This window comes from Rhizobium sp. L51/94 (genome assembly GCF_019355555.1).
Lineage (GTDB): Bacteria > Pseudomonadota > Alphaproteobacteria > Rhizobiales > Rhizobiaceae > Rhizobium > Rhizobium rhododendri.
In genome coordinates this window covers 313,114-332,905 of sequence record NZ_CP072141.1, presented here as the reverse complement: position 1 = coordinate 332,905, position 19,792 = coordinate 313,114, and the positions used below count along the sequence as shown (strand labels likewise).

Genomic DNA, 19,792 nt, shown 5'->3' with positions numbered 1-19,792 from the left:
GCATCATGTATCTTGCATTGATGATGGTCGTCATGTAAATTGTCAAGCAACGATTTCGAAGAGGCAGGCCGATGCGCGTGAGCCGCGAAAAATTTGCTGAAAACCGGGCGTTGATCCTGGAGGCTGCCTGCGACCTGTTTCGCGAGAAGGGTTTCGACGGGATCGGCGTTGCCGACATCATGAAGACAGCGGGGCTCACCCATGGCGGTTTCTACGGGCACTTCGAATCGAAGGAGAAGCTGGCCTTAGAGGCAAGCAAGATACTGGTCGAAAAGACCCGGGATCGCTGGCGGCAGATCGTCGAGACAGCCGAGGGCGATCCGCTGGAGGTTCTGCTGCAGCATTACCTGTCGCGCCGCAATCTGCAGAGCCGCGCCTGCGTCTTCGCCTCGCTGACGCAGGAGGTCAGCCGCCAGGGCGCCGGCCTGCAATCGACCTTTTCAGGCGGACTGACGGACCTGGTCGATGTGCTGGCCGAGATCGTTGCCGGCGAGACGCCCGAGGCGCGTCGCGCCAACGCGCTGGCCACGCTTGCAGCGATGATGGGTGCGGTCATCCTGGCGCGCACCATGGAGGACGCGGCGATGGCCGACGAGTTTCTGGCGGCTACCCATCGCCAGCTAGCTCGCCAACAGGTCTAGTTTTTGCTCTTGTCGGTCAATCGCGAAAGGCGAGCAGGGCGGTCGATTCGACGATCTCGGTAAATTTGCCATCGGGTGCAGCCTCCGTCAGCGCGGTACGCGCGGCTGCCTCGAAGGCAGCAGCGTCTTCGCCAAGCGCCTGGGGCGAGGTGGTGGACATGGAAAGAGCGCGGCCGACGAGATCGTCGATGCCGATGTGGCGCTCGCGGATGATACCGATGCTCTCGAGATTGTTGAAGGTGGAGCGGAGCAGGATGCTCTCGTGCCGCGGCCATTCGCTGCTCTGCCGGATGGCGCTGTCGGCGCTGCGCTCCGGCGAGAATTTTTCGGCAAGCTGCTGGATGATCTTGCGTCCGTCCGGGACCATGGCAAGATGGGTGGCGTGGAACAGCACGACCGCGCCGCCCGGCACGATCAGCCGGTCGAGCGCTCCCAGCGTCGCAGGCCGATCCATCCAGTGGAAGGAGCGGCCCATCACCGCAAGCTTGAGGGGACCGATATCCGGGCCGAGGTCGTAGGAAGAGCCCTGCTGCACGGTCATCTCGACGCCGGCTTCCCGGGCGCCTTCTGTCGCGGCACACAGCATCTCCGGCTCCGGATCCATCGCCGTCACCCTGGCGCCCAGGCGAGCAAAGGCGATGCCGAGCTGGGCCGGTCCGCAGCCTAGATCGAGCAGCGGATCTCCGATCTGCAGGCCGCAACGGTTGGCGACGCGGGCAATCAGCGTGTCCGGATAGGGAACGCGGTAGCGCAGGTAATACTCGGCCGTGGACTGGAAGCGGCGGGCCTCGAAGGGGACGGTGGACATGGGGAGATCCTCGGATGCCGGGACAGGACGTGACGATCCACTATAGCCGATCGCCATCTGGCGTTTCATGACATCTGCCCTCGAGCGGGCAGGTGGCCTTTGCCGGAGAGACCTTACCTCGGGCTAAGCCAATGATTTTCTTGCCATGCCGCGTTCATCCCATCTACCCGTGTTGGAAATTGCCAGCGAAGCCGACGCAGGAGCAAGCGCGGCCCTCTCGAAGATATCTCAGGCGAACCCGGCAATACCGCGCGGCACATATGGGGCCTCCAGTGTGGCGACTTCTTCTGCCGTCAGCTTCACCGAAAGGGCGGCCACGGCGTCGGTCAGATGGTGCGGTTTGGATGCGCCGACGATGGGCGCGGTGACTGCGCTCTTCTGGGCGATCCAGGCGATGCCGATCTGGGCGCGGGAGACGCCGCGTGCCTTGGCGAGTGCGCCGACGGCATCGATGATCTGCCTGTCGCTCTCGACCGCCTGGTTATAGAGCGTCTTGCCGAACTGGTCGCTCTCCTGGCGGGACGTGCTCTCGTTCCAGTCGCGGGTGAGGCGGCCGCGCGCCAGCGGGCTCCAGGGGATGACGGCGATCTTCTGGTCCTCGCAGAAGGGCAGCATCTCGCGCTCCTCCTCGCGGTAGAGCAGGTTGAGGTGATCCTGCATGCTGACAAACTGGGTCCAGCCGTGCAGCCGCGAGGTGTATACCGCCTTGGCGAATTCCCAGGCGTGCATCGAGGAGGCGCCGATATAACGGGCCTTGCCGGCCTTCACCACATCGTGCAGCGCCTCCAGCGTTTCCTCGATGGGCGTGGCATGGTCGAAACGGTGGATCTGGTAGAGATCGACATAATCGGTGCCGAGCCGGCGCAGGCTGTTGTCGATCTCGTCGAAGATCGCCTTGCGCGACAGGCCGGCGCCGTTCGGGCCCGGACGCATGCGGTTGAACACCTTTGTCGCCAGCACGATGTCCTCGCGCCGGGAGAAATCCTTGATCGCGCGTCCGACAATCTCTTCCGAACTGCCGTCCGAATAGGCGTTGGCCGTATCCCAGAAATTGATCCCGAGCTCGACGGCCTGGCGCAGCAGCGGGCGGCTCGCCTCCTCGCTCATCGTCCACGCATGGTTGCCCCGGTCCGGCTCCCCATAGGTCATGCAGCCGAGACAGATGCGCGACACCTCGAGGCCGGTCGGGCCGAATTTGACATAGTCCATGGCTTTGCTCCTGCGGTGCTTGTACGGGCCCGACGATCTGGCGGCAGGCCGACGTTGCTGCAGAAGCTAGGCCGCAGGGCTGGCGGGGGATAGGGGTGTCACGCAGAATTGACGACATGGATCCAGCTCCAAGCCAGCATCAATAGGTTCGGTCAAGACGCTCAAAAATTCTCTCCCTGGAAGCATCTGCAATTCTTTTAAATTAAAGATTGATTTTTTATCTTGGATCGAACACCGCTGAACAAACGCATAATTCGGGGGAATAAAGTGTATAAGCTATGCTGTATTGCTGGAGTTGTATTTTTGGCTTCGGTGGGTGTAAGCCAAGCCGGCTTCCGGGAGTGGTCGGTGGACAAGGAGGCCGATCTATTTTCCGGTGGCGACAGCGTGTCAGTAGGATTCATGACGTCGTTTCGATCCGGCGTCATGTTGCTCTGTGACAGTGCGAAAGAAGGGCTGACCATCCGATCCATTCCCGGTTTCACGTTCGATGCTCGACTTGAGGCCTTCAAGCCAACTTTGAAATTCGCATTCGATGGCAAGTTTCTGTTCGATGCTGAAGGCGAGGTTGGCGCGGTAGGAGACAATCTAGCGATTTCCCAAACGCAGATAAAAGGTGAGCAGGCAAAGGAGTTCGTAAAGGCTTTTGCCGCAGCCAAGAAGCAGATCGCCATCTCCGACGGGATAAGCGACAAGCCACAGCTTCTTACCGCCCGGGGATCAACGACTGCGGGGCCTGCAATCGTCTCATGCATCGACAAGCAACAGTCCAAATAGGCAGGTCTCGTCGCGCACTTTCGCTCGGTTCGTCGTACCGACGGACGTCGCTTTTTGACTGCGAAAGCTTTTGCGCTCTGAAGGCACGACCCTCAACCCAAACCTACGACATCCCCAACGGTGGTTCGTGGTTGGTGATTTGGTTCAGGTTTTCGATGAGCCGGGTCAGCAGATGGACGAATTGTGCGGTTTCTGCCGGGGTGAAGCCGGCCAGCGCCTCGCGGTTTCCCTGATACAGCGTCTCGATGGCCTCGGGCATCCGTTTTTGCGCGTCGCTCGTCAGCACGATATGGCTGCTCCGCCTGTCCGCCGGGTCGCGGGTGCGTTCGATCAGGCCGTCGCGCTCCATGCGCGCCAGCATTTGCGCCATCGGCGGTTGTTCTATCCGGGCGAAGCGGGCGAGGTCGCGCTGGGTTTGCGCCTTGCCATCCCGCAGCGCCACCAGCACCGGCAAATGGCCGACGCCGAAGCCGAGCGGTTTCAGCCGCGTTTCGCTCAGCCGTGCGAAGGCGCGCGCCGCAAGACCGATGAGATGCCCCGGCGTCGACAGTACGTTTTCATCCATGTCGCTCATTTCCCGACCTTGCTTGACCCATATATATATGCACGTATATATCTCTCCGGTGGGCTGTCGGCAACATCGATTGACGAGCCCGGCAAGCACTTCAAACCGTCCCGGGGGAAATGACGATGTCAGACAACAACGCCGACCTGATCAGGGGCCTTTACGATCGTTTCAACGCCCGGGATATTGACGGTGTCCTTGGAAAGCTCGCCCGGGACGTTGCCTGGGCCAACGGCATGGATGGTGGCCACGTGCACGGTCACGAGGGACTGCGCGCCTATTGGACAGCCCAATGGGCCGTCGTCAGCCCGCATGTCGAGCCCTTGAAATTTTCGGAGCAGGAAAATGGTGCCGTTGCAGTCGAGGTGATCCAGTCGGTGTTCGATCTCGACGGCCAGCCGCTCCAGGGGCAAACGCATGGTCTCAGGGACAAGACTGTAATGCACATTTTCCGGATCGAAAGCGGCAAGGTAACCCGCTTCGATATTCAGGACGATGTTTGAGGTTTACGACGCCGCCGCGCCCGCCGCCTACCGCCGTGTCAGCGACAAAATCCGGTCGCGCAGGGCCTTGGCCATATTGCGGGTGCTGCGATACATGTGCAATTGAGCGGCGGCTTGGCGGACGTCACGGTCGCTGTTCTGGGTGAGGCCGATGACCAGCGTGCCCATCTCTTCGCGTTCCCGCCAGAAACGGCTCATGATCGGATGATCGGCGACGGCGCAGGAGTCGGAGCGGACGGTGTTGGGGTCGTCCAGCTGGAATTCGGTGAGTTCTCCCATCAGCAGCTTGCCGGGCGAATAGCGTGCATAGCTTTCGTCGAACGCGGTCTTCCAGGTGTAGGCCTCGCCGCCCATCATCAGCACGATCATCGAGGCAATGGCCTTGCCGTCGAGGTCAATGGTATGGATACGGACAGCGTCGACGCTAGCGAGATTGGAGATCGCCTCGCGGGCGAAGGCCGCGTGGTGGCGGTCGAGCACCATGGCGCTGCGCTTCTTGCCCTTCCAGCCGCCTGCTTCCAGGGCCATGAATTCTTCCATCCGACGGTGGATATCGGACGGTTGGCGGGCGACGTTGTAGACGAGTTCGCCGAGGCTTTCGAGTTGCCGCCACTGACGGCGCATTTCCCGCAAGTGAGCGGGTGAAATCGCCGCCGCCAGATAATCCAGCGCGTCCTCGGTGCTTTGCAGCATCGGACGCTCATAGGCGTTGGCAACGGTGACCGGCAGGTTGCGGCCGATGGCAACCGCCTTCGCCAGGCGGACAAAGGGTCCGTTCAGCCTGACGTCAGGCAGCACCAGCGTGGTCGGCAGCTGCAGCGCGTGCTGGAGCAGGCCTTCGAACAGGTTGTCGAGCGTCTCCGCCGCCTCTTCTCCATCCACCAGCGGCGTGCCGAGTGGGCCGAAATTGTTGGCCCAGACGCGGATGATCGACGGACCGACGGCAAAGCCCGGCTTGTCGACGGAAAACGGCATGAGCAAGCGCATCCTGCTGCTCGTGCCCTTGTTGTCGCGAATGAGCGCCATCCGGATCTGCCGTTCATCGATGCGAGGCATGGCTGGCGCCAGGAAACGGGCCGAGAAAAAGACGTTCGGCTCCATGGCGCGGTTGGAGAGGAAATCGAGCTCGTCCTGCAGGTCGTAGCCAAGCTTAGCCGGATAAAGACATAGTTCGCGGCCAGGGCGGCCAACATCGGTGCGGGCGTCCGGGCGCGGCAGGTTGTCGAAGTGCAGCGAGGCGAGCTCGTGCATCATCGGATTTACCTTGCCGTCGGTGACATCGTTGAGCGGGGGACGCGCCATCAGGGGAATGCCTTCACAATCATTGTTCTGGTTGATCGGGCAAAGGCGAACAGTACGATACCGAGCTTCCAGCGAACCGCCAGATGCAGCAATACAGCCTCGACGCCCATGGCCGAGGCCGTAGCGATGGCCGCGCCCTCGATTCCGAGGCGCGGTATTAATCCCACATTGAGACAGACATTTGCGGCCAGCGCAATGCCGTAAAGCGCAGCACACAGGCGTTGATGGCCTGCCATCATCAGAAGGACCTCGCCGGGCCCGACCAGCGCCTTGGCCAGAATACCGGCGAGCAGGATCGCCATGACGACCTGGCCTGCCGTAAACGAAGCGCCGAACAGCGACAGCAACTCGCTGCCGGCTGCCAGCACACAAAGACCGACGATCAGCGCCGGCCAGAATGCCCAGCGGGTGGCCTGCGTGGCAAAGGCGGCAAGCTTCGCCTTGTCGCCCTCTGCGATGATCGCCGAAAACCTGGGGCCGGCCGCGGCCTTGACGGAGAAATAGACGAAATGCACCAGCGCCATTGTCTTTGCTGCGGCAAAGTAGATCGCGACCTGCTCCGGCTCGAGGAACAGGCCGACGACGATGACATCGGAATTGGTGAGGAGATAGCCGACGCCCTCGATCAGGAAGATCGGAAAGGCCACCGCCATCCATGTCGAAAAGCGGATTTCCCGGGGGCCGGCCGGAACATGGCGGCGCAGGCGGGTGGTGACGGCGAGGTATTGACCGATCGTGGTAACGAAGGTGGCGGCGAGCGCTGCCTCGGCGGCCGTCACGGCGCTGTGGGGTGCACCCAGAAGGACGGCGCCGACCATGAAGACGAGGATCAGCGTCGGGCGGATGAGGAAGGTCGGGCTGAGCGCCATGACGGGCCAGTGATTGGCGCGCGACGTGCCGTCGAGGACGTCGCCGAGCGCGATCAGCGGCATGATCAGCAATCCAAGGAAAAGCGGGATGGCGTAATAGGGCGCAATCGAGCCGGCGCCGAAGTACAGCGCGATCATGCCGGCCAGTGCCAATCCCCCGGCCGATGCCAGCGCAAAGCGGCGCGCCGTGCTGGTGAGGCCGCGGATCAGCGCATCGTCGCCGGAGACCTTGTACTGCGGGAGAAAGCGGATGACAGCGGTGTGGAAGCCGATGCAAGAGAGGTTGCCGGCGATCACCACCAGCACCCAGACAAAAACGAAGATCCCGTATTCGAACTCGCCCATGATGCGGGCAAGGATGATCTGCGAGACGAAGGCGAGCGCGGCGCTCAGAATGCGGATGATGAAGGCGACCATCGCCATGCGGCGGGAGGCATCTTTTTCGCCACGGCCGGACAGAACAGCAGCAAGCTGCTGGAGCGCCGAGGACAATCTTGTCCGCACGTCCACAGGCAGCATTTTTTCTGCTGTTTCAACGACAGGCATGATCACACGCAATACTCGGGATACCGTTTTAGACGATCATCATTCTCACCCTGACAGGGTTAAGAAACAGTGCAACAGGTCGACGTTTTCCCCAATTGCGTTGGTTTGGATGGGGCGAAAGCAAGGAAAGGTTGTGGCTAGAATTGAAATTGCCTCGATATGAAAATGCCGCCCGTGGGCGGCATTCCGGTGTCAGACGATGGTCGCCTCGTCCGACTGCGATTCGAAGGCGCCATGGCAATGCTTGTACTTGCGCCCGGAGCCGCAAGGGCAGAGCTCGTTGCGGCCAACGCGGCCCCAAGTGGCAGGGTTGTCCGGATCGCGGTTTTCAGGTGGCACGACAACGTCTGTCGGCGGCTGCAGGCGGGCAAATTCGTCTTCTCCCGTCGTCGCGTCGATGTGATGGGCTTCCATCAGCATTGGTTCCGGCTCGCGTGGCTGCTGTACAAGCTCGACGCGCGACAGCTGTGCCGTGACTGCCTGGCGCAGGTTGTTGAGAAGCGACTGGAAAAGCTCGAACGATTCCGACTTGTATTCCTGCAGCGGGTCGCGCTGGGCATATCCGCGGAATCCGACGACCGAGCGCAGGTGGTCGAGATTGACGATATGCTCGCGCCACAGGCCATCCAGCGTCTGCAGGATGATCGAGCGTTCCACGTAGTGCATGATCTCGGGGCCGAAGCGCTCCGCCTTTTCGGCAGCAGCCTTGTCGGCGATCTCGATCAGGCGTTCGCGGATGTCGTCCTCGCCAATACCTTCTTCCTTGGCCCATTCCTCGACGGGCAGGTCCAGATCGAGCAGGTTGGCAATCTCGACCTTGAGGCCGGCCATGTCCCACTGCTCGGCATAGGCGCGCTCGGGGATGTGCTTGGCAACCAGCTCTTCGATGGCCTCGTGGCGCATGTCGGCGATGGTTTCGGAGATATTCGTCGCTTCCATCAGTTCGACGCGCTGTTCGAAGATCACCTTGCGCTGATCGTTAAGCACGTCGTCATACTTCAGGAGGTTCTTGCGGATGTCGAAGTTGCGGGCTTCGACCTTCTTCTGTGCGCGTTCCAGGGCCTTGTTGATCCAGGGGTGGACAATCGCCTCTCCCTCTTTGAGGCCGAGCTTCTGTAGCATGCCGTCCATCCGGTCGGAGCCGAAGATGCGCATCAGGTCGTCCTGGAGCGACAGGTAGAACTTCGAGCGGCCCGGGTCGCCCTGGCGGCCAGAGCGACCGCGCAGCTGGTTGTCGATGCGACGGCTTTCGTGGCGTTCGGTAGCGATGACGTAGAGGCCGCCGGCGTCGATGGCCTTCTGCTTCAGGACCTTGATCTCCTCGGCGATGGCCTGGATGGCGGCGTCCTTTTCAGGGCCGGGCTCCATGTCGCCAAGCTCGCGCTCGACGCGCATCTCGAGGTTGCCGCCGAGCTGGATGTCGGTGCCGCGGCCGGCCATGTTGGTAGCGATCGTCACGCCGCCGGGAACGCCGGCCTGGGCGACGATATAGGCTTCCTGTTCATGGTAACGGGCGTTGAGGATGTGGAACTGGGTGAAGCCCTGGCTGCGCATCCGCTCGGCCAGCAGCTCCGACTTCTCGATCGACGTCGTGCCGACCAGCACCGGCTGGCCGCGCTTGTGCGCCTCGATGATATCGGCGGTGATGGCGTTGAACTTTTCCTCGAACGTCCGGTAGACCTCGTCGTCCTGGTCGATGCGCTTGATCGGCAGGTTGGTCGGGACTTCGATAACTTCGAGATTGTAGATGTTGCCGAATTCCTCTGCTTCCGTCTGCGCCGTGCCGGTCATGCCGGCGAGCTTGTCGTACATGCGGAAATAGTTCTGGAAGGTGATCTGCGCCAGCGTCTGGTTTTCAGGCTGGATCTTGACGCGTTCCTTGGCTTCCAGCGCCTGGTGCTGACCGTCCGAATAGCGGCGGCCCGGCATCATGCGGCCGGTGAACTCGTCGATGATGACGACTTCGTCGTTGCGGACGATGTAGTCCTTGTCTCGGCTGAACAGCTTGTAGGCTTTCAGCGCATTGTTGATGTGGTGGACGATCGCCACGTTTTCGATGTCGTAAAGCGCATTGCCCTTCAGCAGGCCGGCTTCGCGGAGGAGATTTTCGAGCTTCTCTGTGCCGACTTCGGAGAAATTGGCCGAGCGCTGCTTCTCGTCGATTTCGTAGTCTTCTTCGGAGAGCTGCGGAATGAAGGCGTCGATGGTGGTGTAGAGGTCCGAGCGGTCGTCGAGCGGTCCGGAGATGATCAGCGGGGTGCGCGCTTCATCGACCAGGATCGAGTCGACTTCGTCGACGATGGCGTAATAGTGTTCGCGCTGGACCATCTGGGCGCGCTCGTACTTCATGTTGTCGCGCAGATAGTCGAAGCCGAGCTCGTTGTTGGTGGCGTAGGTGATGTCGCAGGCGTAAGCTTCCTTGCGTTCCTCATCCGACATGCCGTGAACGATCACGCCGGTGGTGAGGCCGAGGAAGCTGTAGAGCCGCGCCATGGTCGCGCTATCGCGCTGGGCGAGGTAGTCGTTGACGGTGACGACATGCACGCCCTTGCCGAGCAACGCATTCAGATAGACCGGCAACGTGCCGACGAGCGTCTTGCCTTCGCCCGTCTTCATCTCGGCGATGGCGTTGGAATGCAGGATCATGCCGCCGATCAGCTGGACGTCGAACGGGCGCATGCCGAGCACGCGGCGCGATGCTTCGCGGGCAACGGCGAATGCCGGAACGAGGAGATCATCGAGCGTCTTGCCATTTGCGAGTTGTTGGCGGAACTCCACCGTCTTGGCGGCAAGCTCTTCGTCGGACAGCTTGCGCATGCCCTCTTCGAGCGCATTGATCGCCGCAACATTTGGCGTGAACACGCGGACACGCCGCTCGTTGGACGAGCCAAACAACTTTCGGGCAATTCCACCAAAGCTGACCATATGACTGGCCCTTTCTGAATTTACATCCCGCCGTTCCTGCAATCGCCGTCCCGAAAAAATCGGCCGATTGACCCGAAACGGCCGGAAACTGTTCTGGACGCAAGGTTGCGTGACAGATAAGAGGGGGGTCGATTGATGTCAACGGGATTGGCCGATACACAAAGGCCACATTCTGATGGTGAAGGCTACTTTCAGGCCGGATTCGCGCATGCTGAAGCCGGTGGGAACTTCAAAAGGGTAATTTCATGTCGCGATACCATAAACTTGCTGCAGCTGTCGCCTTTGCTGCGATCGTTGCCTTCCAGGCCCCGGCCTTTGCTGCAGATGCCGTCGTTGCCAAGGTAGGCGACCTCGAGATCCACCAGTCCGAACTCGATCTTGCCATCTCCAACCTCGACCCGCAGCTGGCCCAGTTGCCAGACGACCAGAAGAAGGTTGCCGCACTTTCGGCCGCCATCGACGTCAAGCTTCTGGCCAAGGATGCGCTTGCCGAGAAGCTGCAGGACACTCCTGACTTCAAGACCCGCATGGCCTATCTCCAGGACCGCGAACTGCACAATGCCTACTTCAAGAAGCACGTCGTTGACGTCGTGACGGACGCTGAGGTCAAGGCGCGCTACGACAAGGAAGTTGCTGCCCTGCCGAAGCAGGAAGAAGTGCACGCCCGCCACATCCTGGTGAAGACCGAGGACGAGGCCAAGGAAGTCATCAAGGAACTCGACGCCGGTAAGGATTTCGCTGAAGTCGCCAAGGAAAAGTCGACCGATCCGAACAAGTCGGACGGCGGCGATCTCGGCTATTTCCAGCGTGGCCGCATGGTCAAGGAATTCGACGACGCAGCCTTCTCGATGCCGGTCGGCACCTATTCCAAGACGCCTGTGAAGACCGATTTCGGCTTCCACGTCATCAAGGTCGAAGACAAGCGCGATGCGCCTCCTCCGCCGTTCGACCAGGTCAAGGACCAGGTCAAGCAGCTGGTCATGCGTGACAAGTATCTCGAACTGCTGAAGACTGCCAAGGCAGCTTCCAAGGTCGAGATCTCCGATCCGGCGCTGGCCAAGGCCTATGCCGATGCAGACAAGCAGCAGCAGCAGCCGGATGCCGCGCCTGCCACCCCCGATGCACCTGACGCGCCGGCCGCCGAGGCACCGAAGCAGTAAGACAGCAATAATGCGATTGGGGCCCGGTTCATCCGGGCCCTGATGGCTTAGGCGGAAGTGGGTTTTCTTCAGGCCGCCTCGCCGGGCATGTGTTCGCCTTGTCCGGGGAGATGATCATGGCCGGAGGTCTTCTTTCCCTCATCCTCGCCCTTGTGGCGGAGATGCAGCGCGTTCACGTCCGTGAGCGTAAGAGACTCCTTTCACCGCGCAGACGCGCGGTGGCTGGATTCCTGTGACAGGCACAGGAATGAGGAGAACTTTGGCCAAGACGCGGTGCACTGCTTAGACAACAGGCCCGGTTCATCCGGGTCCTTTCAATTGCAAAGGTATTAAGATGTCTGGTTCCGTATCCCCGCTTGCCCCGACAACCTTTGCCACGCTGCCGCCGGTGCGCGGGCTTCGTATGGCGACTGCTTCCGCCGGTATAAAGTACAAGAACCGCACCGACGTGCTGATGATGGTGTTCGATGCACCGGCGGCTGTTGCCGGCGTCTTCACCAAGTCGAAGTGCCCGTCTGCTCCTGTCGATTTCTGCCGCAAGAATCTCTCGCACGGCACAGCCCGTGCGGTTGTGGTCAATTCCGGCAACGCCAATGCCTTTACCGGCGTAAAGGGCCGCCAGGCGACGGAGTTGACCGCGAAATCGGCCGCATCCGCCGTCGGCTGCAGCGAGAACGAGGTCTACCTGGCCTCGACCGGCGTCATCGGCGAACCGCTGGACGCCACGAAATTTGCCGGCGTGCTGGACCAGATGCAGTCCGATGCCACGGGCGATTTCTGGTTCGAAGCCGCCAAGGCGATCATGACCACCGATACCTATCCGAAGGTCGCTACGCGGAGCGCCGAGATCGACGGCATCGCGGTGACGATCAACGGCATCGCCAAGGGCGCCGGGATGATCGCACCCGACATGGCGACGATGCTGTCCTTCGTTGTCACCGACGCCGATATCGCGCCGGTGGCGCTGCAGGCCCTGCTGTCCGATGGCGTCGGCCCGACCTTCAATTCGATGACCGTCGACAGCGATACGTCGACCTCAGATACGCTGATGCTGTTTGCGACCGGCGCCACTGCGGCCGACGGCCAGAAACGCGTCGAGACCGCCAGCGATCCGCGGCTAGCCTCTTTCCGCACGGCACTGAATGCGCTTCTCAAGGACCTTGCGCTGCAAGTCGTGCGGGACGGCGAGGGTGCGACCAAGATGCTCGAAATCACCGTCACCGGTGCCGAAAGCGATGCCGCTGCCAAGACCATTGCGCTGTCGATCGCCAACTCGCCGCTGGTCAAGACCGCTGCAGCCGGCGAGGACGCCAACTGGGGCCGTATCGTCATGGCCGTCGGCAAGGCCGGCGAGATGGCAGATCGTGACAAGCTCGCCATCTGGTTCGGCGATGTCCGGGTTGCCGTCAATGGCGAACGCGACGCCGGCTATTCGGAAGATGCGGCGACCGCAGTCATGAAGCGCCAGGATATTCCGGTCAAAGTCGAGCTCGGACTTGGGCAAGGCCGGGCTACGGTCTGGACCTGCGACCTCACAAAGGAATATGTTGCCATCAATGGCGACTACCGGAGCTGATAGCGTCTGATGCCCTTGCAATTCCTGTCCAATCCCCTGCCGCTGGTGCGCAGGCTCGAAGCCGTTGGCTTTCGGGCCTGGCCAGCGTCGTCTATCCATTACGACGGCAGCTGGCAGGTGCGGCTGACGGCCGGGCATCCCTCCAAGCGACTGAACTCGATCGTGCCGCTCGACCCCTCCGACCATCGCGACGTCGAGATCCGGCTGGAGAAGGCGCAACGCAAGTTCGAGGCTTATGGCCGCCCCCTGGTGGTGCGTGAAACGCCGCTGGCGCCACCGGTGTTGATGACGCTGTTGCGCGAGACAAACTGGGACGCCTTCGAAGAGACGATCGTGATGACCTGCGATCTTTTGGATATCGTCCTCCCCGACACGCTCGACCATTTGCCGAGCCACGATGTCGGCCGCTATGTCGATGCCAGCCTCTCTGTCGACGGTTCCGATTCCGCGCTGAAGCCGGCGCTGGCCGAAGTCGTCAGTTCCATCAAGCCGCCATCGGGCCTCTTCGTCATCGAGGATCCGGAACTCGGGCCTGTAGCGACGACGCTCTGCGTGCAGGACAACGACCTTGCCGGCCTGATGTCGTTGTCGGTCGCACCGGCATTTCGCCGCAAGGGCTTCGGTATCGAGATCGTCGCCTCGGCGCTCCGCTGGGCCCGGACCCGCAGCGCAAAAACCGCCTGGCTGCAGGTCGCCGCCAGCAACGATGCCGCGCTGGCGCTTTATGACGGCATAGGATTTCGCGAGGCCTACCGTTACCGTTACTGGAGGCCGCAGTCGTGAGCGTCGCGGCCGGGCGCAAGATCCTGCTGGTTGCCGCATGCGCGCTGATCGATGCCGATGGCCGAATTCTCCTCGCGCAGCGTCCCGAGGGCAAGAGCCTTGCCGGGCTGTGGGAATTTCCAGGTGGCAAGGTCGAGCCGGGCGAGACGCCGGAAGAGTGTCTCATTCGTGAACTCGACGAGGAGCTTGGCGTCACGACGCGTATAGCCTGCCTCGCGCCGTTAACCTTTGCCAGCCACACCTACGACAGTTTTCACCTGCTGATGCCACTCTACATCTGCCGCCGCTATGAAGGCACGCCAGAGGGCCGCGAGGGCCAGGGGCTGAAATGGGTTCGGCCGCAGGCACTTCGCGATTATCCCATGCCTCCTGCAGACGAACCGCTGATCCCGTTTCTGCAAGACCTGCTGTGACAGGCCATTAATTTAGTGAATACTTCTTCACTTAAGATTTTATGATCATTTTGCCTGTGGATATTAAGAGATCGTTTAAGACCTTCTGGCAAAGATCGACCTCAATCAAGCGATGGGCATGGTCATAACGAGGCTTGACACAATGGACGACGATTTCTGGAAGGCCGTTCGCGAGAAAGAACAGGCAACTTCACAGTCTCGCAAGACCGGCGCACTGAATATTGCCCTGCTTTTCGGCACGGCGGCAGTTGCATTGTCGCTGATCCTGACGCCGATGCTGGCCGATAAGTCGAAATCGAGTGTGCTTGCGAGCGCGCCCGAATTCGATAACATCACCACGGGCTCCATTCCGAAGACGGAAAGCGGCAAGCGCTTTACGATCCGCCGCAGCGTGCTGCAGAACGAACCCGGTTCAGTCTGTGTCGTGCAGGGGTATGGCAGCGATAGCAACTGCTGAACAGCTTGCAGCCGATCTGTGCCGGGGGCATCGGGTTCGCTGATTTCGGTATAGATCAGAGGATATTTTCGATGCATGTGGTCCGGAAACTCATTGACGACAAGATCGGCGCAACAGCGATCGAATACGGCCTGATTGCCGGCCTTATCGCCGTTGCGCTGATCGTCAGCCTCGGTCTTCTCGGCAGCAATCTCTCGAACATGTTCAACTTCTTTGCCAACAAGGTCAGCACGCCGTAATCACGGCTTCAGGGTCTGCTCCTCGACCTTCAGCGCGTCGGCCAGCCGCGTCTTGGCGGAGCCCGGACGCAGTGGCTTCTGCTGGCTTTCATGCGGCTTCCAGCCCGATGCATAGATGATCGAGAATGTCGCCCGGATCCGTCCGTCGGCATCGGCGAAGCGCTCGGCATATAATTCCGCGGCACGCAGGAAGAAATTGCGTCCGACCGGTCGGCGGCTGCGGTCGACCAGCGGGTTGGCCATGCCCATGGCGCGCAGGTCCTGCATCAGCGGAAACAGCGAGGCGTAGCGCACCGTATAGCTTTCGGCATCGACGACCGGCAGCGCGAAACCCGCCCGCTGCAACAGCCCGCCGACATCGCGCACGTCGGGGAAGGGGATGACGCGCGGACTGGCGCCGCCGAACATCTCGATCTCGGTTGCCAGCAGTACCTCGCGCAATTCCTGCAGCGTGCCGTTGCCGGGTATGGCTGCGAGGAACAGCCCGTCCGGCTGCAATGCGCGATGCACCTGAATGAAGACGCCCGGCGTGTCGTTGGTGAGGTGCAGCCCCAGCGGCGAGAGCACCAGATTGACGGAGGCCGGAGCTAGCGGCAGCCGTTCTGGCGGCGCAACGACGATGGTCTCACCGGCAACGGCCGGCATTTCGTCGGTCTCGATGCGCGTCATATGGCCGATCTTGCCGGACGCCATCGCCAACCGTGCCGCGATGCCGGTCGCGCCGTGCAGCTCCACCGCCTCCTCGAAACGGCGTTCCACCAGCGACAATCGCTCGGCCAGTTCGTTGGCGGCGATGTCGAGCAGGAAGGCGGCCTTGGCGTCATCCCTCGCCAGCGCGCGGCGGCGGTTGGCGGCGATGAGGTCCTGGTCGAATACGATATCCATGCGCTATTCCTGCACTCCACGTCCTCTGCGGCACCAGAGCCTGCCGCACTTTCCTTTCGCAATGGCGCGAGGAACGGGCTATTGTCAATCATATGGGGCATATGGGGACGAGCCGACCGGAAATCACCGCTGCGCTCATCGGACGCGGGCTGCTGCGGCCGTGGTTTATGCTGGCCGATCTGCTCTATCCGCCCGGCTGTGCTGCCTGTGGCGCCTCGACCGGCAGCCACCGCAGCCTTTGCCCGCGCTGCTGGTCGACGATCCGTTTCGTCGAGCGTCCCTATTGCGAGGTGATGGGCAGCCCGTTTACCCACGATCTCGGCGCCGGCATTCTCAGCGCCGAGGCGATTGCAGATCCGCCGCCGTTCGATCGGCTGCGCTCGGCGGCGATCCATGACGGCGTGGTTCGCGATCTCGTCCACGGCCTCAAATACCGCGATCGTATCGACCTTGCGCGGATGATGGCCGAATGGATGCTGCGCGCCAGCGACGGTGCGGTTGCCGGTTGCGATGCGCTGATCCCGGTGCCGCTGCACCGCACCCGTCTGTTTTCGCGTAAGTTCAACCAGGCAGCCGAGCTTGCCCGCCATCTGGCGTCACTCTCCGGCAAGCCGCTGCTGCCGGCGACACTTGTCCGGATCAAGCGGACCAGCCAGCAGGTCGGGCTTGGTGCCTGGGCCCGGCAGGACAATGTCCGGGGCGCCTTTGCAATCGCACGCCACCGCGACAACGAGGTCTTCGGCCGGCGCATCGTGCTCATCGACGACGTCTACACGACGGGAGCGACCGTTGCGGCGGCAACGCGGGTGCTGAAAAAGGCGGGCGCCGCCGATGTCACCGTCTTGACCTTTGCGCGGGCGCTCGCCATGCCTATATGACAGGAAAGCTGTTCAAACCCGGAGTGACCATGGCATCCGTCGTTATTTACACGCGTGAGTTCTGCGGCTACTGCGCCAAGGCAAAATCGCTGCTTGGGGCCAAGGGCGTCGCCTATGTCGAACACAATGCCACCTATTCCCCGGAGATGCGCGAGGAGATGATCGCCAAATCGAACGGCGGCACGACCTTTCCGCAGATCTTTATCGACGGCTTGCATGTCGGAGGCTGCGACGACCTGCACGCGCTCGACAGGGGGGGCAAGCTCGATCCGCTTCTTGCCGCCTGAGGATAAATCATGAGCTTCAAGGCCGCCGCTATCCAGATGTGCTCGGGCACCGACCCGGAGAAGAACGTCGCCGATATGGTGCGCCTGGTGCGCGACGCCGCGTCCAGGGGTGCGGTCTATGTCCAGACGCCTGAAATGACCGGCGCCATCCAGCGCGACCGGCCCGGCCTGAGGGCCATCCTGCGCAACGAGGCCGATGATCTCGTCGTCGCTGCAGCGTCGCGGACAGCGGCGGAACTGGGTATCCACCTGCACATCGGCTCGACGGCCATTTCGCTCGACGATGGAAAGATCGCCAATCGCGGTTTCCTGTTCGGCCCGGATGGCGATCTGGTGACGCGCTACGACAAGATCCACATGTTCGACGTCGATCTCGACAATGGCGAAAGCTGGCGCGAGAGTGCCGTCTATCGTCCAGGCTCCGAGGCTCGGGTGGTGTCGCTGCCGTTTGCAAAACTCGGCTTCTCGATCTGCTACGATGTCCGCTTTCCCGAGCTTTTCCGCAGCCAGGCCGTTGCCGGCGCCGAAGTGATGAGCATTCCTGCCGCCTTTACCCGCCAGACCGGCGAGGCTCACTGGGAAATCCTCCTGAGGGCACGGGCCATCGAGAACGGCATGTTCGTTATCGCCGCAGCCCAGGCCGGCGTCCATCAGGACGGCCGCGAGACATATGGCCATTCGATGATCGTCGATCCCTGGGGCAAGGTTCTGACGTCCGCCGGCGGCAGCGGCGAGGCCGTGCTGGTGGCCGATATCGACGTTGCCGCAGTCAAGGCTGCCCGCGAAAAGATCCCCAATCTGAAAAACGGCCGCGCGTTTACGCTGGAAACGATCGAGGCCGCAAAGGCCGGGGGTGTGGCTGCGTGATCCGCTATTCGCTCAGTTGCGACCACGGCCATGAGTTCGAGGGCTGGTTTTCGCAAAGCGCCGACTTCGAGCGGCAGGTCGAAAGCGGATTGCTGAGCTGCCCGACCTGCGGATCTTCCTCGATCGGCAAGATGCTGATGGCACCGTCCGTTTCGACGGCCCGGACCCGGGAGGCGCTAACGACGCTGGCGATGGACGCGGCCCGCAAGCAGGCAATCGCCACGCTCAAAGACGCCGTTGCCGCCATCAAGGCGAATTCGGAAGATGTCGGGCCCAAGTTTCCGGAGGAGGCCCGCAAGATCCATTACGGAGAGGCCGATGCCCGCGGCATCATCGGCCAGGCAACGCCTGCCGAGGCACGCTCGCTGATCGAGGAAGGCATCGAGATCGCTCCGCTTCCGACGCTGCCGGACGACGCCAACTGACGCTGCCCCTTCCGCCGATCCATCGACTCGTCAAATAACCCTGCGCCTCCAGCGCAGCATGAAATGCCATAGGGTGGGGGTCTGGTGCGCCAAGGCGGCTCAGGCCGGCCGTTTTGCGACCATCATGTAGTTCACGTCCATGTCCTTAGACAGGTTCCACTGATTCTGCAGCGGCGAGAAGAACACGCCGGTGCGGGCGGTGAAGATCAGGCCGTTGGCGATCAGCGGCTTTTCCACTTCTTCCGGCCGTACCAGCTTTTCATACTGATGGGTGCCGCGCGGCAGCCAGCGCAGGACGTTTTCGGCGGCAAAGATGGCAAGGGCAGCCGCCTTCATCGTGCGGTTGATGGTGGCAACGAACATCATGCCGCCCGGCCGCACCATCTTCGCGCAGGTCGACAGAAAGAACTCGACGTCGGAAACGTGCTCGACGACCTCCATGTTGAGGATGATGTCGAAAGTCTCGCCGGCCTCAGCCAGCTGTTCGGCGGTGACCGGGCGATAGTCGACCTCGACGCCCGACTGGCGGGCATGGGTGGAGGCGATGCCGATGTTCTTTTCGGACGGATCTGCGCCCACCACTTCGGCGCCCATACGGGCCATGGGTTCGGAGAGAAGCCCGCCGCCGCAGCCGATATCGAGCACCCGCAGGCCTTCCAGCGGGCGGGGGCTGCGCGGGTCGCGGCCGAAATTCTCGGCGGCGCGGTCGCGGATGTAGGCGAGCCGGACGGGATTGAATTTGTGCAGCGGCTTGAACTTGCCGGTCGGGCTCCACCATTCCGCCGCCATTGCCGAAAAGCGGTCGACTTCGCTCTGGTCGATAGTGGTCTTTGCCGTGGTGTTCTGAGCCGCTTCGGTCATCGTCTGGTTCCTTGTCCTGTCTCAGTGAAGTCGGACGATCGGTGCTGGAAGTCAAGGGCGGGAGGTCTTCCTTTGCACGCAGGAGACGACCACGCCGGCCGCCCCGCGTCATTCGACCGCAGCAGGATCGTCTCTCTGCCCCGGTCTGCAAGCTCGCCGTGTCGCGCCGTCACGCCATCCCGTTCACGCGGCCTGTTCGGTCCGTGTCATGACAATTCTGATGGCCGGGGCACATCGAGTGCCTGATGATTTTTTAGTTAAGTGACACCAGATGTGCCCCGTTCGACAGTTTTTATCCGCAACTCCGGATCCTCTGTTTCCGACCCAGGTCCCGTTGAGGGGAAAAGCTGCAGGAGTTATGCCACACAGGCACGCCGAGCCTAGGGGCCCGAAGGGATCCACTTTCTGCGGACCCTTGAAGACGTGCCTGCGTAGACAGCAACCCCTCCAAGACCCGGCCCCACCTCGCCGGCAACGCAGACCGGTGTATCCGATGGCGGAACGGGGTGATTATAGATCAACCCGGAAAAGCGGGGATGAAATTATGATGCCGGCATTGTTTCCAAACGGAAATCCCAACGGTTTATCCCCATGAGGTGCTGCGAGCAGGGGCGATGGAGGGAAGCGAGAGAGGAGAGTGTGCTAGAGATAGAGTGTGTGTGTGAGGTCAGAAAGATCACAAAACCGGAAAGAGCCACCCCCGACCTCCCTCATTCCTGTGCCCGTCACAGGAATCCAGCCGCCCAAGTCTTTGGGCGATAGATACTTCTCCACCAACAGAGAGTCCTCCCACGGCGCGGACGCGCCGTGACTGGA

Annotated in this window: 20 protein-coding genes and 1 pseudogene; 13 read left to right on the top strand and 8 right to left on the bottom strand. The window is 61.8% G+C overall.

Annotation, left to right across the window (positions count from 1 at the left end; translation table 11 throughout):
* Positions 1-71 precede the first annotated feature (71 nt).
* Positions 72-641, top strand: coding sequence for a TetR/AcrR family transcriptional regulator (locus J5274_RS01625; protein ID WP_142824804.1), 570 nt, complete (start codon positions 72-74; stop codon positions 639-641).
* A 16-nt stretch (positions 642-657) separates the two neighbouring features.
* Here J5274_RS01625 and J5274_RS01620 read toward each other — a convergent pair whose 3' ends face one another.
* Together J5274_RS01620 and J5274_RS01615 are read right to left on the bottom strand one after the other, a co-directional pair.
* A complete protein-coding gene (locus tag J5274_RS01620; RefSeq protein WP_142828800.1) occupies positions 658-1,449 on the bottom strand; it encodes a class I SAM-dependent methyltransferase in 792 nt (263 codons plus the stop codon).
* 228 nt (positions 1,450-1,677) lie between these two features.
* Positions 1,678-2,658, bottom strand: coding sequence for an aldo/keto reductase (locus tag J5274_RS01615; RefSeq protein ID WP_142824806.1), 981 nt, complete (start codon positions 2,656-2,658; stop codon positions 1,678-1,680).
* Between the two features lie 348 nt (positions 2,659-3,006).
* On the opposite strand from J5274_RS01615, the gene J5274_RS01610 reads away from it, so the two are divergent.
* Entirely contained in the window at positions 3,007-3,435 is a 429-nt protein-coding gene (locus J5274_RS01610; RefSeq protein WP_142824807.1) for a hypothetical protein, read from the top strand.
* Between the two features lie 103 nt (positions 3,436-3,538).
* On the opposite strand, the gene J5274_RS01605 is transcribed toward J5274_RS01610, so the two are convergent.
* Positions 3,539-4,000 (bottom strand): MarR family winged helix-turn-helix transcriptional regulator, encoded by a 462-nt coding sequence (locus J5274_RS01605; RefSeq protein ID WP_142824808.1) that lies wholly within the window; start codon positions 3,998-4,000, stop codon positions 3,539-3,541.
* Positions 4,001-4,125: 125 nt separating this feature from the next.
* On the opposite strand from J5274_RS01605, the gene J5274_RS01600 reads away from it, so the two are divergent.
* On the top strand, positions 4,126-4,503 hold the full coding sequence (locus tag J5274_RS01600) for a nuclear transport factor 2 family protein (protein ID WP_142824809.1): 378 nt from the start codon (positions 4,126-4,128) through the stop codon (positions 4,501-4,503).
* Between the two features lie 27 nt (positions 4,504-4,530).
* On the opposite strand, the gene J5274_RS01595 is transcribed toward J5274_RS01600, so the two are convergent.
* The 3 genes from J5274_RS01595 to secA form a co-directional block, all read right to left on the bottom strand.
* Positions 4,531-5,805 (bottom strand): GNAT family N-acetyltransferase, encoded by a 1,275-nt coding sequence (locus tag J5274_RS01595; RefSeq protein ID WP_374108255.1) that lies wholly within the window; start codon positions 5,803-5,805, stop codon positions 4,531-4,533.
* On the bottom strand, positions 5,805-7,220 hold the full coding sequence (locus J5274_RS01590; protein WP_142824810.1) for a lipopolysaccharide biosynthesis protein: 1,416 nt from the start codon (positions 7,218-7,220) through the stop codon (positions 5,805-5,807). The genes J5274_RS01595 and J5274_RS01590 overlap by 1 nt, the downstream gene beginning before the upstream one ends.
* Positions 7,221-7,412: 192 nt before the next feature.
* Complete coding sequence (gene secA, locus J5274_RS01585; protein ID WP_142824811.1) at positions 7,413-10,145, bottom strand: preprotein translocase subunit SecA; 2,733 nt, start codon at positions 10,143-10,145, stop codon at positions 7,413-7,415.
* Positions 10,146-10,390: 245 nt separating this feature from the next.
* Here secA and J5274_RS01580 point away from each other — a divergent pair, with 245 nt between their 5' ends.
* The 6 genes and pseudogenes from J5274_RS01580 to J5274_RS01555 all read left to right on the top strand — a co-directional run bounded on the left by J5274_RS01580 (position 10,391) and on the right by J5274_RS01555 (position 14,773).
* Positions 10,391-11,305 carry a peptidylprolyl isomerase gene (locus tag J5274_RS01580; protein ID WP_142824812.1) on the top strand — a complete coding sequence of 305 codons (915 nt, stop codon included), beginning with the start codon at positions 10,391-10,393 and terminating at the stop codon, positions 11,303-11,305.
* A gap of 334 nt (positions 11,306-11,639) precedes the next feature.
* Complete coding sequence (argJ, locus tag J5274_RS01575; protein ID WP_142824813.1) at positions 11,640-12,881, top strand: bifunctional glutamate N-acetyltransferase/amino-acid acetyltransferase ArgJ; 1,242 nt, start codon at positions 11,640-11,642, stop codon at positions 12,879-12,881.
* A pseudogene (locus J5274_RS01570) lies at positions 12,862-13,664 on the top strand (GNAT family N-acetyltransferase). The gene argJ and the pseudogene J5274_RS01570 overlap by 20 nt, the downstream one beginning before the upstream one ends.
* Complete coding sequence (mutT, locus tag J5274_RS01565; protein ID WP_142824815.1) at positions 13,661-14,077, top strand: 8-oxo-dGTP diphosphatase MutT; 417 nt, start codon at positions 13,661-13,663, stop codon at positions 14,075-14,077. The pseudogene J5274_RS01570 and the gene mutT overlap by 4 nt, the downstream one beginning before the upstream one ends.
* Before the next feature lie 142 nt (positions 14,078-14,219).
* Positions 14,220-14,534: a hypothetical protein gene (locus J5274_RS01560; protein WP_142828803.1), complete on the top strand. Its 315-nt coding sequence runs from the start codon at positions 14,220-14,222 to the stop codon at positions 14,532-14,534.
* Positions 14,535-14,605: 71 nt separating this feature from the next.
* Positions 14,606-14,773, top strand: a complete 168-nt coding sequence (locus J5274_RS01555) for a Flp family type IVb pilin (protein ID WP_142824817.1) — start codon at positions 14,606-14,608, stop codon at positions 14,771-14,773.
* Here J5274_RS01555 and J5274_RS01550 read toward each other — a convergent pair whose 3' ends face one another.
* Positions 14,774-15,658: a class I SAM-dependent methyltransferase gene (locus tag J5274_RS01550; RefSeq protein ID WP_142828805.1), complete on the bottom strand. Its 885-nt coding sequence runs from the start codon at positions 15,656-15,658 to the stop codon at positions 14,774-14,776.
* A gap of 101 nt (positions 15,659-15,759) precedes the next feature.
* Between J5274_RS01550 and J5274_RS01545 the strand changes: the two genes are divergently transcribed.
* Genes J5274_RS01545 through J5274_RS01530 form a run of 4 tightly spaced genes read left to right on the top strand, consistent with a single transcriptional unit; the run spans position 15,760 to position 18,115 of the window.
* A complete protein-coding gene (locus J5274_RS01545) occupies positions 15,760-16,536 on the top strand; it encodes a ComF family protein (protein WP_224127898.1) in 777 nt (258 codons plus the stop codon).
* A 29-nt stretch (positions 16,537-16,565) separates the two neighbouring features.
* On the top strand, positions 16,566-16,823 hold the full coding sequence (grxC, locus tag J5274_RS01540) for a glutaredoxin 3 (protein WP_142824820.1): 258 nt from the start codon (positions 16,566-16,568) through the stop codon (positions 16,821-16,823).
* A gap of 9 nt (positions 16,824-16,832) precedes the next feature.
* Positions 16,833-17,690 (top strand): carbon-nitrogen hydrolase family protein, encoded by an 858-nt coding sequence (locus tag J5274_RS01535; RefSeq protein WP_219274734.1) that lies wholly within the window; start codon positions 16,833-16,835, stop codon positions 17,688-17,690.
* Positions 17,687-18,115, top strand: coding sequence for a DUF1178 family protein (locus J5274_RS01530; RefSeq protein ID WP_142824822.1), 429 nt, complete (start codon positions 17,687-17,689; stop codon positions 18,113-18,115). Before J5274_RS01535 ends, J5274_RS01530 begins: the two co-directional genes overlap by 4 nt.
* A gap of 99 nt (positions 18,116-18,214) precedes the next feature.
* Here J5274_RS01530 and ubiG read toward each other — a convergent pair whose 3' ends face one another.
* Positions 18,215-18,976 (bottom strand): bifunctional 2-polyprenyl-6-hydroxyphenol methylase/3-demethylubiquinol 3-O-methyltransferase UbiG, encoded by a 762-nt coding sequence (gene ubiG, locus J5274_RS01525; RefSeq protein WP_142824823.1) that lies wholly within the window; start codon positions 18,974-18,976, stop codon positions 18,215-18,217.
* Positions 18,977-19,792 lie beyond the last annotated feature (816 nt).